17 protein-coding genes are annotated in these 16,235 nt (G+C 63.2%); 12 read left to right on the top strand and 5 right to left on the bottom strand.

Features of this window, described 5'->3' with window-relative positions:
- The first annotated feature begins 129 nt into the window (after positions 1-129).
- From AC6I6U_RS18595 to pncA, 4 genes are all read left to right on the top strand, one after another.
- Positions 130-363 (top strand): hypothetical protein, encoded by a 234-nt coding sequence (locus AC6I6U_RS18595; protein ID WP_497877491.1) that lies wholly within the window; start codon positions 130-132, stop codon positions 361-363.
- A 54-nt stretch (positions 364-417) separates the two neighbouring features.
- On the top strand, positions 418-915 hold the full coding sequence (locus AC6I6U_RS18590; RefSeq protein ID WP_497883062.1) for an RNA polymerase sigma factor: 498 nt from the start codon (positions 418-420) through the stop codon (positions 913-915).
- Positions 912-1,697 (top strand): anti-sigma factor family protein, encoded by a 786-nt coding sequence (locus AC6I6U_RS18585; protein WP_497877490.1) that lies wholly within the window; start codon positions 912-914, stop codon positions 1,695-1,697. Before AC6I6U_RS18590 ends, AC6I6U_RS18585 begins: the two co-directional genes overlap by 4 nt.
- Before the next feature lie 146 nt (positions 1,698-1,843).
- Positions 1,844-2,497, top strand: coding sequence for a bifunctional nicotinamidase/pyrazinamidase (gene pncA, locus AC6I6U_RS18580; protein WP_497877489.1), 654 nt, complete (start codon positions 1,844-1,846; stop codon positions 2,495-2,497).
- A gap of 56 nt (positions 2,498-2,553) precedes the next feature.
- Here the strand turns inward: pncA and AC6I6U_RS18575 are convergent, their stop codons facing one another.
- From AC6I6U_RS18575 to AC6I6U_RS18565, 3 genes are all read right to left on the bottom strand, one after another.
- Positions 2,554-4,230, bottom strand: a complete 1,677-nt coding sequence (locus AC6I6U_RS18575) for a SulP family inorganic anion transporter (protein WP_497877488.1) — start codon at positions 4,228-4,230, stop codon at positions 2,554-2,556.
- 364 nt (positions 4,231-4,594) lie between these two features.
- The gene (locus AC6I6U_RS18570) at positions 4,595-5,734 is read right to left on the bottom strand and encodes a glycerate kinase (RefSeq protein ID WP_497877487.1); all 1,140 of its coding nucleotides are present in this window, start codon (positions 5,732-5,734) and stop codon (positions 4,595-4,597) included.
- A gap of 116 nt (positions 5,735-5,850) precedes the next feature.
- The gene (locus AC6I6U_RS18565; protein WP_497877486.1) at positions 5,851-6,948 is read right to left on the bottom strand and encodes a sugar diacid recognition domain-containing protein; all 1,098 of its coding nucleotides are present in this window, start codon (positions 6,946-6,948) and stop codon (positions 5,851-5,853) included.
- 172 nt (positions 6,949-7,120) lie between these two features.
- On the opposite strand from AC6I6U_RS18565, the gene AC6I6U_RS18560 reads away from it, so the two are divergent.
- The 4 genes from AC6I6U_RS18560 to AC6I6U_RS18545 all read left to right on the top strand — a co-directional run bounded on the left by AC6I6U_RS18560 (position 7,121) and on the right by AC6I6U_RS18545 (position 10,887).
- Positions 7,121-8,434, top strand: a complete 1,314-nt coding sequence (locus AC6I6U_RS18560; protein ID WP_497877485.1) for an MFS transporter — start codon at positions 7,121-7,123, stop codon at positions 8,432-8,434.
- A gap of 94 nt (positions 8,435-8,528) precedes the next feature.
- On the top strand, positions 8,529-9,542 hold the full coding sequence (locus tag AC6I6U_RS18555) for an aldo/keto reductase (protein ID WP_497877484.1): 1,014 nt from the start codon (positions 8,529-8,531) through the stop codon (positions 9,540-9,542).
- A gap of 134 nt (positions 9,543-9,676) precedes the next feature.
- Positions 9,677-10,231, top strand: coding sequence for a UPF0149 family protein (locus tag AC6I6U_RS18550; protein WP_497877483.1), 555 nt, complete (start codon positions 9,677-9,679; stop codon positions 10,229-10,231).
- Positions 10,232-10,341: 110 nt separating this feature from the next.
- Entirely contained in the window at positions 10,342-10,887 is a 546-nt protein-coding gene (locus AC6I6U_RS18545) for a hypothetical protein (protein ID WP_497877482.1), read from the top strand.
- Positions 10,888-10,981: 94 nt separating this feature from the next.
- Here AC6I6U_RS18545 and AC6I6U_RS18540 read toward each other — a convergent pair whose 3' ends face one another.
- Both AC6I6U_RS18540 and AC6I6U_RS18535 read right to left on the bottom strand, forming a co-directional pair.
- Complete coding sequence (locus tag AC6I6U_RS18540; protein ID WP_497877481.1) at positions 10,982-11,614, bottom strand: hypothetical protein; 633 nt, start codon at positions 11,612-11,614, stop codon at positions 10,982-10,984.
- Between the two features lie 131 nt (positions 11,615-11,745).
- On the bottom strand, positions 11,746-12,123 hold the full coding sequence (locus AC6I6U_RS18535; protein ID WP_497877480.1) for a hypothetical protein: 378 nt from the start codon (positions 12,121-12,123) through the stop codon (positions 11,746-11,748).
- A gap of 239 nt (positions 12,124-12,362) precedes the next feature.
- Between AC6I6U_RS18535 and pstS the strand changes: the two genes are divergently transcribed.
- The 4 genes from pstS to pstB all read left to right on the top strand — a co-directional run bounded on the left by pstS (position 12,363) and on the right by pstB (position 16,091).
- Positions 12,363-13,379, top strand: a complete 1,017-nt coding sequence (gene pstS / locus AC6I6U_RS18530) for a phosphate ABC transporter substrate-binding protein PstS (protein ID WP_497883061.1) — start codon at positions 12,363-12,365, stop codon at positions 13,377-13,379.
- A 68-nt stretch (positions 13,380-13,447) separates the two neighbouring features.
- The gene (gene pstC, locus AC6I6U_RS18525) at positions 13,448-14,443 is read left to right on the top strand and encodes a phosphate ABC transporter permease subunit PstC (protein ID WP_497883060.1); all 996 of its coding nucleotides are present in this window, start codon (positions 13,448-13,450) and stop codon (positions 14,441-14,443) included.
- On the top strand, positions 14,440-15,312 hold the full coding sequence (gene pstA / locus AC6I6U_RS18520; protein ID WP_497877479.1) for a phosphate ABC transporter permease PstA: 873 nt from the start codon (positions 14,440-14,442) through the stop codon (positions 15,310-15,312). The genes pstC and pstA overlap by 4 nt, the downstream gene beginning before the upstream one ends.
- Positions 15,312-16,091: a phosphate ABC transporter ATP-binding protein PstB gene (gene pstB / locus AC6I6U_RS18515; RefSeq protein ID WP_497877478.1), complete on the top strand. Its 780-nt coding sequence runs from the start codon at positions 15,312-15,314 to the stop codon at positions 16,089-16,091. The genes pstA and pstB overlap by 1 nt, the downstream gene beginning before the upstream one ends.
- Positions 16,092-16,235 lie beyond the last annotated feature (144 nt).

Genomic DNA, 16,235 nt, shown 5'->3' with positions numbered 1-16,235 from the left:
GATAGAGCCCTGCACCAGTTTTCCGGGACACGCATCGGTTATGTGTCATCTAGAATAATTCTCCAATTCACCGAATATATTCCACTCCTCAAGCGTTCTCATCGTTGCCCACTCTCTGGAGCACTGCCCATGAGCCTTCGCAAAAGCATTTCCATCGTTCCCATCTTGCTTGCCGCAGTCCTGTCGAGCCCCCTGGCCCTGGCTGCCGGTGACGAACCCGCACCGCCCAAGCCCAAGTGCACCAGCCAGCAGGTCTGGAACCCGAAAACCAACAAGTGCGACCCTCTGGTAAGTAGCCGCGCCAGCGACGACGACCGTGCCTATAGCCTGGCCGACGCCATCGCCCATCCGGTCCAGGGCTGATCATCGATAGAGGCGGAGGCTGCCATCGCCAGCGACAAGGAAATCCGGGCCGAACTGGGCCAGCACCTGACACGCCTGTGGCGTTACGCGCTGCTGTTGTCCCGGCAACGACACACCGCCGAAGACCTGGTGCAGGCCACCTGTGTCCGCGCGCTGGAACGTGGCGAGCAGTTCGTGGCCGGCACGCGTATGGATCGCTGGCTGTTCAGCATCCTGCATTCGATCTGGCTCAACGAAATCCGCTCCCAACGCGTGCGCCGCGGCCAGGGCCAGGTCGATGCCAATGAGGTTCTGGCCTTTGATGGCGAGCAGGTGGCGCAGACCCACGTGCTGGCCGCGCAGGTCATCCGGCGCGTCGACGCCCTGCCCGAGGCCCAGCGTGAAACCGTGTTCCTGGCTTATGTCGAAGGCCTGTCGTACAAGGAAGTGGCTCATATCCTCGAGGTGCCGATCGGCACGGTCATGAGCCGGCTCGCCGCCGCGCGCATGAAGCTGGCGGAGAACCCGCCGCTGCGCGCCGTGCCCACCTCAACCAGCGGAGAACGGCGATGACGGAGCAGTTTTCTCACCACATGCCATCCGATGAGTTGCTGGTGGCCTTTCTCGATGACCAACTGGCCCCCGAGGAACGCGCACGGGTGGCGGTCGCCGTTGCCGAGAACCCGGCGGTCGCCGAGCGTATCGAATGGCTGGGCCGCAGCAACCTGCCTTTCCGCGAGGCCTACGATGAACTGCTCGAACAGGCACCGCACAGTCGCCTGGCCGACATGCTCGAAACGCTGCCCTCGCGCCAGGCAACAGCGCCGATGAGCAGACGCGGCTTCCTCGCGGTCGCTGCCGGGTTCATGGTCGCCGGCGTCGCCGCCGACCGACTGTTCCAGGCCTGGCTGGCACCGAAAGAGCAAACCGAAGTGACCTGGCGCAGCGTGGTTGCCGACTACATGACGCTCTACACCGCGCAGACCCTCGATGACCTGCCGGACGACGAAACCGCGCAGCGGACTCAGTTGCGCAACCTCGACAAAGGCCTTGGACTGACGCTGGAACCCCACCAGGTGCTGCTGCCGGGGACGCAACTCAAGCGTGCGCAAATGCTGGAGTACGATAGCGAGCCGATAGCCCAACTGGCCTATCTGGACCCGCGGCACGGCCCCCTGGCGCTGTGCATCACCCGGGCGAAGAAAGCTGCGCGACCACCGACCGAGGAGGTTCGCCGTGGCATGAACGTGGTGTTCTGGGTTGGCCAGGCCCATGCCTACATGCTGATCGGCCGCAACCCGGCGACCGAACTGCACGCCTTGGCCGATCTTCTCCGACAGCGTTTCGCTACCTAGCCGATCGCGCCATGGCGCAGCAGCCAACCGCCTACCTTTGGCGATGCGGGGCACTTACAGCATCAAGCAGCGGCTGCAGGCTCCCTTGGCTGTGAGATGCTTGTATGCTGGGTAATCAACCGAACCCGGCATCCAAGGACCTATCCATGCCAAACGCCACCACCCTGCCCCTGAACGACCCACGCTGCGCCCTGATCGTGATCGATGTGCAGAATGACTTTATCCCCGGTGGCAGCCTGGCTGTTGCCGGCGGCGACGAGATCGTGCCGCTGATCAACCAGTTGGCCAGTCGCTTTCGCAACGTGATCATCGCCCAGGACTGGCACCCGGCCGGCCATGCCTCGTTCGCCAGCAGCCACCCTGGCAGCCAGCCGTTCGATACCGTACAACTGCCTTACGGGCCGCAGGTGCTCTGGCCGGACCATTGCCTGCAAGGCAGCCAGGGCGCCGAGCTGCATGCCGACCTGCACCTGCCCCATGCCCGGCTGGTGATCCGAAAGGGCTGCAACCCGCAGATCGACAGCTATTCGGCATTCGTCGAGGCCGACCGCCGTACGCCCACCGGCCTGGCGGGTTACCTGCGCGAATGCGGGATCGACACCCTGTACCTGGTCGGCCTGGCCCTGGACTACTGCGTCGCCTGGTCGGCGCTGGATGCACGGGCGGCGGGATTTGCCACCACCCTGGTCCCCGACGCTTGTCGTGCCATTGACCTGGAGGGTTCATTGACGCGGGCCATGGCGGAAATGGAGGCTGCTGGAGTGCAGTTCATGGATTCCAAGGCTCTCATGAGCCTGTAGAAGGTGATCGGGTTTGAGGGCCTCTTCGCGGGCAAGCCATGCCAGATTGCAGAGCTTCAGACCTGACTCTCACCCTTCGCGACCCAGACCTGCTGCACCACCGCGTACACACTCAACTCACTGAGAACGACCCCGGACAGATCCGCCTCCGGCAACGCCAGCAAGGCCTGGTGCGCGCCGTGCTTGAGGCGCGCGAAGAACAATTGCTTGTCCTCACCCTTGAAGCGCACGATGAAATCCTGCAGGGCCTCGATACTGGTACCGTCGAGGTCAGGCGACTCTTCCAGACTCAGGATCACCGCCCGCACCTGCGGCCACTGCTGTCGGGCCAATCGCTGCACGCTGCGCAGGATCCGCTCGGCATTGGCGAAAAACAGTGCCTCGCCAGGCCGCAACACCAGCACGCCGGGCACCTGTTGCGCCTGCGGATGCAATTCGCAATCGACAAAATCGTGCCCTTCGGCCAGATGCCCAAGCACCTGCACCGCTGCCGAGGACATCTGCCGTAGCATCAGCAGCAGGCTGATCGCTACCGCCGCCAGCAAACCGTCCAGCACCCCAAGCAACAGCACCGCACCCACCGCACAGATCGCCAGGAAACGATCGCGGCGCCAGACGAAATAGCGCTGCAACGGTTCCAGGTTGACCGCCCGGGCCAGGGCATGAATGACGATCGCGGCCAATACCGGTTCCGGGGTCAAGGCGAGCAACGGCAGCAGGGTCGCGACGATCAACAGTATCACCAGCGCCGCTACCACCCCGGCACAGCGCGAGGTCGCGCCGGCAGCCTCGTTGGCTGAAGTCGCCGAATAGCCGGCGCCGGCCGGCATGCCGTGGAACAGTCCGGACAACAGGTTGGCGCCACCGAGTACCAGCAGGTCGCGGTTGGAACTGACCCGGTCACCATGCTTGAGGGCAAAGGCGCTAATCGAGCCATAGGACTCGGCATACAGGATCATCACCAGGGCAAAGCCCAGCTCCACCAGTTTCAGCCAATCGGAAAAGCCCAGGCGCGGCAGCGACGGCACCGCCAGTTGCAGGTCGATCACCCCGATCAGCCTGACCCCGTGGCCTGGCAGGTCCAGCCATTCGCCAGCGGCCACTCCCAGCATCACCACCAGCAGCCCGCCCGGCAGGCGCCGAAAGCGTCCAAAAATCGTCAGCAGGACCAGGGCCACGCCAGCCACCGCCGCACCCGCCCAGTTCCAGTGCGGCAGTTGCCCGAACAGTTCGGGAATAAAGCGGATCAGGTCGCTGTGCTGCGGATGCACATCGACAATGCTCGCCACCTGCTTGAGGATGATGGTCACTGCCAGGCCGAAGGCAAAGCCGCGCAGCACCGGCTTGGCGATGAATGAGGTAACACTGCCGAGCTTGAACAGCCCGGCGAGCAGGAACATCAGGCCGGTGATCATCACCAGGCCGATGGCCATGGTCAGGCGCAGGGCCATGTCCGTCCCGGCTACCGACAGTGTCGCCGCCGCCAGCACCGCCGCCGAGGATGAAGTGGCCGAGACGATCGCAAAGCGGCTGGTGCCGAACAGGCCATAGCACAGCAGCCCGGCGAACAGGGCGATCACCCCGGCCTGGGGTGGCAGGTTGGCAATGCTCGAGTAGGCGACGGCCTCGGGCAGCAACAGGCCGGCGATCGACAGGCCGGCCACCAGGTCGGGACCCAGGCGGCGCGGTTGGACAGGTGCAGCAGCGGTATTGTGCAGGGAGGGGTCACGCATTGACGGGGTCGGTCCATCCAGGCAGGCAGTGGGCATCTCGCATGCGGGCGACCGGTTGTAGGCCGAAGATGGCCGGGGTGGGGTGCAGCGTTTCAAACTGGGCAGTGATCAACTGCGGACGTGCACTCGCCATCGAGCGTCTCCTGGCAAACGGGCTGTTGCCAAGCTTAGCGCCGATTCGTTTGAAGGACACCACCCTCCTGTGCCGAGCAGGCCTGTGGCGAGCGGGCTTGCCCGCGCTGGGGTGCATAGCACCCCCAAACCCTGTAGGAAGGGAGTATCAGAGGTAACCGGGACTCAGGTTTTAGGGGGCTTTGCCCCCAGCGCGGGCAAGCCCGCTCGCCACAACTCCGCTCGCCACCACTCAGCGTGGCGCCGCCAGCCTCCAGACCCGGGCGATATCCCGCGCCCGCGCCGACAACAGTGCTGACGCATCGGCGCAGGCCTGCTCCAGGCTCATCGGCCCGGAAGCCAGAGCGAAGGCCGCATCGACCCCATGCTGGTACATCTGCTCGTAGCCCTCACCCAGGGTTCCTGCCAGGACAATCACCGGCACTCCGTGCTGGCGAGCGATCCGCGCCACACCAAATGGCGTCTTGCCACGCAGGGTCTGGGCATCGAAGCGGCCTTCGCCAGTGATCACCAGATCAGCGCCCTGCACCGCCTGCTCCAGGCCCACCAGCTCGGCGACCACTTCCACACCGGGACGGAACTGCGCGGCGAAAAACGCCTTGGCGGCAAAGCCCAGGCCTCCTGCCGCACCGCTGCCTGGTTCATCCCGAACATCCTTCGGCTGCACCTGGGCACACAAGTCGGCAAAATGCCCGAGTGCAGCATCCAGTTCGCCGACCTGGGCCGGCGATGCACCTTTTTGCGGGCCAAAGATCGCCGAGGCGCCCTGCTCGCCACACAAGGGATTGTTCACATCGGCGGCGATTTCAAAGCGCACGCCAGCCAGGCGCGGATCGAGCCTGGCCAGTTCGATTCGATCCAGTCCCGCCAAGGCCAGACCGCCACGGGCCAACTCGCGCCCTTGCCCGTCGAACAGCTCCAGGCCCAGCGCCTGCAAGGCACCAGCACCGGCATCGTTGGTGGCACTGCCACCGATGGCGAGGATAATACGCTCGGCTCCAGCATCGAGAGCCGCGCCGATCAGTTGTCCGGTACCGAAGGTGCTAGTGATGCAGGCATTGCGCTGGCCCGGTGGTACCAATTGCAAGCCACTGGCTTCAGCCATCTCGATGATCGCGGTATGGCTTTGTGGCAGCCAGCCCCAACGCGCCTGTACCGTTGCACCTAAAGGCCCCTGGACCGTCTCGGTCCGCAGTTCGCCATTGCAGGCGGCGAGTACCGATTCCACCGTCCCCTCGCCCCCGTCGGCCATTGGGTACTGCAGCAGTTGCGCCTGCGGCAGGACTTCGCCCAGCCCGGCGGCAATCGCCTTGGCGACGCTGTCGGCACTCAGGCTGTCCTTGAAGGAGTCAGGGGCGATGATGATTTTCATGGGGGGCTTCTCCGGTTCTTGTAGCGTCCATGCTGCCAGCAGAAACCATGAATGACGCCAGTCTGCTGCACAAGCATTGCCGTGCTTTATTGTTCATTCACACAAACCCGAGGGGCTCAGGCCTGTGGTAGCAGTTGTACCCCCAGGTACAGTGCGAGCATGCCATCCAGACGCAACGGATCGACCCCGCTGAGTTCGGCTATCCGCTCCATGCGATAGCGCAGGCTGTTGCGATGGATACCCAGCGCTTCGGCACAGGCCTGGCTTTGCCCATGGTGTTCGCACCAACTGCGCAGGGTCGACAGCAGCTGCCCGTTACTGTCCTTGGCCAGCACCTTGTGCAATGGTTTGAGCAGTTCCTCCAGGGCATCGTCATTGCGATAACGCCAGAGCATCACCGGCAACCGATAACGATCGAGCAGCAGCACCCGTGTGTGCGGCAGCACGTCGCGACCATAGCCCAACAGGTCGCTGACCCGGCGGTAACAGCGGCGCAGCCCCGCCAGGCCATCGGCCTGCCCGCCCACGGCCACCCGCAACACCTTCCAGCCCAGGCCGTCGAGTTTCTCCAGCAGGCGCGGTTCATCCAGCGGCAGCGTTGCCGGACGGCACCAAAGCAAGGACGACTCCGAGGCGCTGAAACACCAACTGTCCGGATAACGAGACTGCAACCAGGCAATCAAGGCATCGGTTCCCTGCCCCGGCGCCAGCTCGAACAGGCAGGGAATCCGTGACAGTTGCGGCTTGAGCCCCATCTGCCGGGCCTCGTCGAGCAGGCGCGGCGAGTCGCCGTCGTCGCCAAGCAACAACGCCAGCAGGTCATCACAACGCTGGCGCCGCCACTGCTGCTCGGCCTGCTGGTGACGTTGCCCCACCAGCATCTCGGCAGTCATGCGTACCAGCGCGGCGTAGGTACGCAGTTGATCCGGATCTCCGCTGATACCCAGCACGCCGATCAGGCGCTGATCGTGCAGCAATGGCAGGTTGATCCCCGGCTGCACGCCCTTGAGGCACTTGGCCGTCTGCACATCGATCTCCACTACCCTGCCGTTGGCCAGCACCAGCTGCGCGCCTTCGTGGCGGGTATTGACCCGTTCCTTTTCACCGCTGCCGAGGATCAGGCCCTGGCTGTCCATGACATTCACGTTATAGGGCAGGATCGCCATGGTCCGATCGACGATATCCTGGGCGAGGTCGTGGTCCAGTTCGAACATGAGGGAATGGGTCCTTGCTATGGCAACATTGCTATGAATTGTTCACCGGCACAGGCTACACCGGCAAACCCTGTGCAGCAGCACAAAGACAGCGGCGCCGGGGTGGCCGAGACTCACAGGGCGAGCCACGTTACCCTTGCCTCGCAAAAAATCATAATAAAGAGAGACCGACATGTCACAGAGCGCCGCGTTGCCCCAGGCCACCGCTGACTTGAAAAACGCCGTATACAAGCGCATCACCCTGCGCCTGATCCCCTTCATTTTCATCTGCTACCTGTTCAACTACCTCGACCGGGTCAATGTTGGATTCGCCAAGCTGCAGATGCTCGACGCCCTCAAGTTCAGTGAGACGGTCTACGGCCTCGGTGCCGGGATCTTCTTCATCGGCTATGTGTTGTGCGGCGTCCCGAGCAACCTCGCCCTCAGCCGCTTCGGCCCACGGCGCTGGATCGCGCTGATGATGATCACCTGGGGCGCGTTGTCGACCTGCCTGCTGTTCGTCACCACCCCGACCGGCTTCTACACCTTGCGTCTGTTCACCGGTGCGGCGGAAGCCGGTTTCTTCCCCGGCGTGGTGCTGTACCTCTCGCAGTGGTTCCCGGGCTCTCGCCGAGGCCGCATCATGGCGCTGTTCATGTCGGCGATTCCGGTCTCGGGCCTGCTCGGCAGCCCGTTCTCCGGCTGGATTCTGAATCACTTCGCCGCCGGTCAAGGCGGCCTGGCCGGCTGGCAGTGGATGTTCCTGCTGCAGGGCATCCCCACCGTGCTGCTCGGTGTGGCGGCATTCTTCCTGCTCGCCGACACGTTCGCCAATGCCAAATGGCTGACCGCCGAAGAGCGCGCGGTGCTGGAAGCCGACCAGGCCGAGGACGCGGCGAACAAGCCCAGGACAGTCAGCGACTCCCTTGGCGAAGTGTTCAAGAACCCGGCAATCTGGGCGTTCGGCCTGATCTACTTCTGCATCCAGAGCGGCGTCTACGCCATCAACTTCTGGCTGCCATCGATCATCAAGAACCTCGGTTTCAGCGATAACCTGGTAATCGGCTGGCTCAGCGCGATTCCCTACCTGCTCGCGGCGGTGTTCATGCTGCTGGTGGGACGCTCCGCCGACCTGCGCAAGGAGCGTCGCTGGCACCTTGTAGTGCCGATGCTGATGGGTGCCGCCGGCCTGCTGATCGCGGTGAACTTCGCCAGTTCGCCTACCATCGCCATCCTTGGCCTGAGCCTCGCGACCATGGGCGCCCTCACTGGCCTGCCGATGTTCTGGCCGGTACCGACCGCACTGCTGAGTGCCGGCGCTGCGGCGGGCGGCCTGGCGCTGATCAACTCGATGGGCCAGATGGCCGGTTTCCTCAGTCCCTACCTGGTGGGCTGGATCAAGGACACCACCGGCTCCACCAATGCCGCACTCTATGTGCTGGCGGCGGTGATCGTCGGCGGCAGCCTCCTGGCCCTGCGCGTGACCCGCGGCCTGCGTGCGCAGTAGCCCAAGCGCCTGGCAGGAAAATTGAGGGATTGCTCAAGGGTGGGTTTCTGGTATCTGATGGAAAACTTTCCTTCGGCGTAAAAGGACCGCACCCATGAGCTATCGCACCCTCGGCCAATCCGGGCTCCAGGTTTCCACCCTGACCCTGGGCAGCATGATGTTCGGTGAACAGACCGACACCGAGACCTCGCTGCGCATCATCGACAAGGCATGGGACCAGGGCGTCAACTTCATCGATACGGCGGACGTCTACAACGGCGGGCGCTCGGAAGAAATCGTCGGCGAGGGCGTGGCCCGTCATCGACATGACTGGATCATCGCCTCGAAGGTCGGCTTCGGCCCGGCGGACGGTACCCCGAACCGCCGGGGCCTGAGTCGCAAGCACATTTTCAATGCCATCGAGGCCAGCCTCACCCGCCTCGACACCGACTACCTGGATATCTACTACCTGCACCGCGAGGACCACGACACGCCGCTGGAGATCACCGTATCGGCCATTGGCGACCTGCTGCGCCAGGGCAAGATCCGCTACTGGGGCCTGTCGAACTACCGTGGTTGGCGGATCGCCGAAGTGATTCGGGTGGCCGAACAGCTCGGAGTCGACCGGCCGGTGATCAGCCAGCCGCTGTACAACATCGTCAACCGCCAGGCCGAAATCGAGCAGATCACCGCTGCCGCGGCCTACGGCTTGGGCGTGGTGCCCTACAGCCCGCTGGCCCGTGGCGTGCTCAGCGGCAAGTACGCACCGGACGTGACCCCGGAAGCCGGCAGCCGTGCCGGCCGCCAGGACAAGCGCATTCTCGAAACCGAATGGCGCCTGGAGTCCCTGCGTATCGCCCAGCAGATCCAGCAGTACACCCAGGGCCGGGGTGTCGGCATCGTCGAGTTCGCCATTGCCTGGGTACTGAACAATGCCGCAGTCAGTTCGGCGATCGTCGGCCCGCGCACCGAGGAGCAGTGGGACAGCTACACCAAGGCACTGACGGTGAAGATCAGCGCCGAGGACGAGGCGTTCATCGACTCGCTGGTCACCCCAGGGCATGCCTCGACTCCCGGTTTCAACGATGTCGGCCACTTCGTTTCCGGACGGCGACCACTCGGACAGTGATTCACAGCGTGGTGCGCAACGCAGGTGCCCTCGCCCGTTGCGCGCCAACACTGGATAAATGTCGCTGAACGCGCGATCCTGCGCGCCTTTTCCCAAGCGTGGCGTGCCACGCCCGACACACCAAGGATCATCCCATGCAAGACCTGCCACTGAACGACGCCGACTTCGAATTCATCGAGGACACGCTGCTCAAGTACGGTGACGACCACTCCGTCCTCAATCCTTCCGAACTGGATGGCTACCTGACCGCTCTGGTGTCCGGCCCGCTGCCGGTGGATATTTCGGTGTGGTTCCCGGCCATCTGGGGCGACCAGAACCCGAACTGGGAAACCCCGCAGGAGTGCAAGCAATTCATCGACCTGAGCGTGCGCCACATGAACGCACTCGCGACCCAACTGGCCACCGATGCCCAGGCGTTCAAGGCGCGCTTCGAGGAAACCGAGCACCAGGGCCAGCCGCTGGTGCTGGCCGAGGAATGGTGTTTCGGCTACCTGCGCGGTATCGGCGTCAGCCAGTGGCCGGAGCTGCCGGCAGCCCAGGCCCAATGGCTGGCCGCGATCACCCTGTGCGCCGAACAGGACAACTTCGAACTGCCGGCCGATCTCGACGTGGTCCTGCATCGCCAGCGCGTAGCGGCCATCGAGCCGGCGGCGCGGGGTCTGCATGACTACTGGCAGGCACAGCGTTAACCCTCCCGGCCACGCCCAGCCTCTGCGTCGATAGTCACAATCATCGGTTGATAGCTATAAGCCATCAACCGATAATCCCGCCCCCGACTCGACTCACGCAAGGAAACGCCGTGAAAAAAGCTCTGCTGTCCATTCCTCTGCTGGCCCTGCTGCTGCAAGGCTGTGGCATGACCATCACCCGCTACGATCCCAGCTTCGACAACGTGCAAACACTCAAGCAGAACCTGCCCCTGCAGTCGATCAACGAGGCAAAGGTCACTGCGGCACCGGGCCAGGGTTCATTGACCGTTCGGACCAACCCGATCCGCTCGCCCAGCGGCAGCATCAGTCAGCATGTCCAGGACGCAATCAACCAGGAACTGCGCCTGGCCGGCCTGATCGACCCACAGGCACAACGCCAGTTGAATGTATTGCTGGTCAAGAACGACCTGACGGCGGGTGCGGGCACCGGCACCGGTGTCCTCGCGGCACACTTCACCCTGCTCAAGGCGGGCCAGGTGACCTACGACGCGACTCGGGAAGTCCACAGCGAATGGAGCAGCAGTCCCCTAGGCGCTGTCGCCATTCCGAATGCGGCGAACTCCTACAACCCGTTGGTGCGTGACCTGCTGAAATCGCTGTATAGCGATCCACTGTTCATCCAGGCGTTGAAGTAGGCCTGGATGGGCAATGCCACTGCCATCAGGTGGCGGTGGCTCGTCGCGAGGACAGCGAGGCTTGCAGGACACGCTACGCTGCCATCGCGAGGGATCAGGCCCGGGGAGCGAAGCCCAGGGCCGAGTACTTGAGGCTGTTGCTCTCGACCATCTGCTTGAGCAGCGCATTGACCTGACGGCCGAAGGTATCGTTGACCGCATCCTTCGGCGTCTTGCTCGCCAGGGGCAGGAACCAGATACCGATCCAGGTATTGATCGCATCATGGTTGCTGGTGTTGCTCACCGGCTGCCCTTGTGGATCCAGCACCTCGAGGCTCATGGTGTACTGGTCGGTCGCCAGTGCGGGGATGATGGTGAAGGTGAACCCGCTGACAAAGGCCATTGCCAACTGGCCGCCGCCCGGCGGATGGTTGTAGACCTTCAGGCGCAGATTGTAGTCCCCAGGCTGTTTCTGGAACTCGTCCAGGGTCACGCGACCGAACAGGCCGGAATCGGTGAGTGCCTTCTGCAGTTGTGGCTTGAGCATCTCACGTGCCTGCGGAACCTCGATCGCCGCGGCATTCTTCGGCTCACCCTGATAGAAATCGAACTTGACGAAGACGTTCGGCTTATTCGAATAGGCGGCCATGGACGGCATCTTGACCGGAGCGACCTCATCCTTCGTGAAACTGGCGCAACCACTCAACGTAAGCGCCAGGGCCAGCCCCAGCATTTTTCCGATTTTCATTACCGCGTCCTTAGTGAAATATCAAAGCGCCTCCGCCACTGGAGTTGCTGCCGCGGGATTCTAGAGAGTCGCACTCAATATCAAAAGGCCATATTTCAGAAAAATGTCTCTCCATCAGCGGCGCGCGGCGCTCAGTTTTTCTGCCTGCGCAGACCTTTCGCGCGCAGCCGTTGCGGCCAGTTTCCAGCACTCTCGCGCTGGCAGGCCTCTTCACTGTCGAAATGCACATGAGCCGCCAGCGGGTCGAGGGTGACACCGGCCTCGCCCAGCGCGATGGCTGTGAGTTCGATCATCCGCATGTCCTGGCCACCAGTCAGCGCCTGGCGCTGCTGCGCCTGGGTTTCAAAGACCCAGACCACCCGCAGGCTCTCGGGAAAAGCCGTGTAGTCGACTTCATGGGTCAACCAACTGAAGCCGACGATCTCGGACTTGGCCGTCTCGCAGGCGTCGGTCAGGGTGGCGACCAGCTCCCGCTCGGTTCGGGCCTGCTCGCGTTTGCTCAACTGCATGGGTGAATCCTCGGGACTGATGCGAGGCGTGCATCATACGCGGCTTCATCGATTGTGATCGCTGCCATCGGGGTTCTGTCGCGTCGTCAAAACTTCTCCTCCTGCAATCAGGGTTTTATTTCTAAATATTTCTTCATTTCACCCACCTGTCATCAGACAGAAATATTCCGGGCATTAAATCGCTGGCTATCTGACATGTGGACTCATCCACTCAACCCTGAGCCCGAGGTATTCTCGTGATTTTGCTGACCAAAAAACGCTTGTCGGTCCTGTTGGCCTCCCTCTGCCTGAGCGGCGTCGCCCACGCTACCGATGTGACCGGTGCCGGTTCCAGCTTTGTCTACCCGGTACTGTCCAAGTGGTCCCAGGACTACAGCAAGAGCTCCAGCAACCGTATCAACTACCAGTCGATCGGTTCGGGCGGTGGTATCGCTCAGATCAAGGCCGCTACCGTCGACTTCGGTGCCTCCGACGCCCCACTGTCGGCTGACGAGCTCAAGGCCGCAGGCTTGGGCCAGTTCCCAAGCGTGATCGGCGGTATCGTGCCGGTGATGAACATCGACGGCGTCGCGGCCGGCCAACTCAAGCTCGACGGCGAAAGCCTGGCGAAAATCTTCCTCGGTGAAATCACCACCTGGAACGACCCCGCCATCGCCGCCCTCAACCCCGGCCTGAAGCTGCCAAGCGCCAAGATCACCGTGGTCCACCGCTCGGACGGCTCGGGTACTTCGTACAACTTCACCAACTACCTGGCCAAGGCCAGCGAAGGCTGGAAATCCAAGATCGGCTTCGGCACCACCGTGCCATGGCCAGTGGGTGTTGGCGGCAAGGGCAATGAAGGTGTCTCGGCCTACGTGAAGCAGATCAAGAACTCGATCGGCTATGTCGAATACGCCTACGCCCTGCAGAACAAGATGACCCACGCCCAGCTGAAAAACGCTTCCGGCAAGTTCGTCGAGCCTAACGCCAAGGCGTTCCAGGCAGCTGCCGATACCGCCGACTGGGCCAACGCCCAGGACTTCAACCTGATCATGACCAACGCTCCAGGTGATGCCGCGTGGCCAATCACCGCCACCACCTGGATCATCATGTACAAGCAGCCCAAGAACGCAGAGCAGAGCCAGGCCGCCTTCAACTTCTTCAAGTGGTCGCTGGAAAACGGCCAGCAGCAGGCTGCATCGCTGGACTACGTGGCCCTGCCCGACTCGCTGGTCAAGCGCATCGAAGGCTACTGGAAGTCTGACTTCGCCCATTGATCCACCCGCCTGAAACCGCTCGTCATCCGCGCCTTTGGGCCGGGTGACGGGACTTGAGCAGAGTAATGATGAACGACTCCGTGCAGCCCCTGGCCTTGTCCACCTACAGCAGCGACACGGCTGGTGAGGAACGGGCCGCCCGCGACCACCGGCATGACCTGTGGTTCAAGCGCACCCTGTTCGGCGCCGCCATGCTGGTGCTGATCCTCCTCGCAAGCATCGCGGCCTCCACCCTGTGGGGCGGTAGCCTCGCCTTCCGGACCTTCGGGCTCGACTTCCTGACCAGCACCGAATGGGATGCGGTCAACAATCACTTTGGCGCGCTGGTACCGATCTACGGCACCCTCGTGACCTCGTTCCTGGCCTTGCTGATCGCGGTTCCCGTGAGCTTCGGCATCGCGATCTTCCTCACCGAAGTCGCCCCGCCGTGGCTGCGCATGCCGGTGGCCTCGGCGGTCGAGTTGCTGGCCGGGATTCCCTCGATCATCTACGGCATGTGGGGCCTGTTCGTGTTCGGCCCGTTCATGGCCGAACACCTGGCTCCGTGGATCAACGACTACCTTGGCGCCCTGCCGGTGGTGGGTCCGCTGTTCCAGGGCCCGCCCCTGGGTATCGGCATGCTCACCGCCGGTATCGTCCTGGCGATCATGATCACGCCCTTTATCACCTCGGTGATGCATGAGGTGTTCCGTAGCGTGCCCACCACCCTCAAGGAGTCGGCCTACGCCCTCGGCGGCACGACCTGGGAAGTGGTCTGGGATATCGTCCTGCCCTACACCCGCTCGGCAGTCGTCGGTGGCGTGTTCCTCGGACTCGGCCGAGCCCTGGGCGAAACCATGGCGGTGACCTTCGTGCTGGGTAACGCCCAGCAGTTCTCCGCCTCGTTGCTGATGCCGAGCAGTTCCATCGCCTCGATCATCGCCAACGAATTCAGCGAGGCCTACACCGACCTGCACCGCTCGGCGCTGATCGGCCTGGGCTTCCTGCTTTTTGTCGTCACCTTTGTCGTCCTGGCATTGGCGCGACTGATGCTCATGCGACTCTCACGCAAGGAAGGGCTATGACGGGCAACGAACGTCTCTACCGAAAACGCGCCCTCAAGAACCGCATTGCGCTGGTCCTGAGCTGCGGCGCCACGCTGTTCGGCCTGACCTGGCTGGTGTGGATCCTCCTGACCACCGTCATCAACGGCTTCGAGGCCCTCAACCTGCGGCTGTTCACCGGCATGACGCCACCACCGGGCACCGAAGGCGGCCTGGCGAACGCGTTCTACGGCAGTGCGCTGATGTCGCTGATCGCCCTGCTGATCGGCACGCCGATCGGTCTGATGGCCGGTGTCTGGCTCGCCGAGTTCGCCCGCCATTCGCGGCTGGGCGCCGTGGTGCGCTTCATCAATGACATCCTGCTGTCGGCACCGTCGATCGTACTCGGCCTGTTCATCTACACCGGGGTGATCCTGCCGATGAACATCCTGAGCAACCACCAGATCGGCTTCTCCGCCATCGCCGGTGCGCTGACCCTGGCGCTGCTGGTGATCCCGGTAGTGGTGCGGACCACCGACGAAATGCTCCAACTGCAACCCTCGACCATGCGCGAAGCCGCGCTGGCCCTGGGTGTACCCCAATGGAAACTGACCCTGCAGATCGTGTTGCGCGCGGCCAAGGCCGGGGTGATCACCGGGGTCCTGCTGGCCCTGGCCCGCATCACCGGGGAAACCGCCCCACTGCTGTTCACCGCCTTCGGCAACCAGTTCTGGAGCAGCAACCTGCTCAAGCCGATTGCCAGCGTACCGGTGGTGATCTTCCAGTACGCGATGAGCCCGTTCGAGGATTGGCACTCGCTGGCCTGGGCCGGCGCCCTGGTGCTGACCCTGTTCGTCCTGCTGCTCAGTTTGCTGTCCCGATTGATCCTTTTGCGTAATAGGCTGACCTGATGAAGACCCGTGACCTTGCCAGCGAGAACACCAAGATCCGTGTTCGTGGCCTGGAGTTTTTCTACAACAACCAGCAGTCGCTGAAATCCATCGACCTGGATATCCCGGAGAAACGCATCACCGCCATCATCGGTCCTTCGGGTTGCGGCAAGTCGACCATGCTGCGGGTATTCAACCGCATCTACTCGATGTACCCGAAGCAGGAAGCCCGTGGCGAGGTGTTGCTCAATGGCGAGAACATCCTCGCCCCCGGTTACTCGATGAACCGCCTGCGCAGCCAGGTCGGCATGGTGTTCCAGAAGCCGGTGCCGTTCCCGATGTCGATCTACGACAACATCGCCTACGCCGTGCGCCACCACGAGAAGCTGTCGCGTCACGAGATGGATGAGCGGGTCGAACAGGCCCTGCAAGGCGCGGCGCTGTGGAACGAGGTCAAGGACAAGCTCAGGCAGAGCGCGCAGGGCCTCTCCGGCGGCCAGCAACAGCGCCTGTGCATCGCCCGCACCATCGCCCTGCGTCCGCAGGTCCTGCTGCTGGACGAACCGACCTCGGCGCTCGACCCGATTTCCACCGGCCGCATCGAGCAACTGGTCACCGAGCTCAAGGAGCAGTACACCGTGATCATCGTCACCCACAACATGCAGCAGGCGGCGCGGGTCTCCGACTACACGGCGTTCATGTTCATGGGCGAACTGATCGAGCACGACGCGACCGACTCGATCTTCACCCATCCGAAAATGAAGCAGACCGAAGACTACATCACCGGTCGTTTCGGCTGACGGCTCCCTCTCATGCGTGGCCAAGGCTACACATGCCGTGCCGTCGTCCCTACGGGGAACGACGGCCACCCTCCCCCCTCTTCAGCCAGTTTCATGGGACGGCCAAAGGCTGCTTTAATGAGTCGATTGCCTTGACCCTGCGCC

It is taken from the genome of Pseudomonas sp. UTLPPB19802 (genome assembly GCF_059730225.1).
The sequence above is the reverse complement of the archived record's forward strand: the minus strand, read 5'-3'. Positions and strand labels throughout refer to the sequence as shown.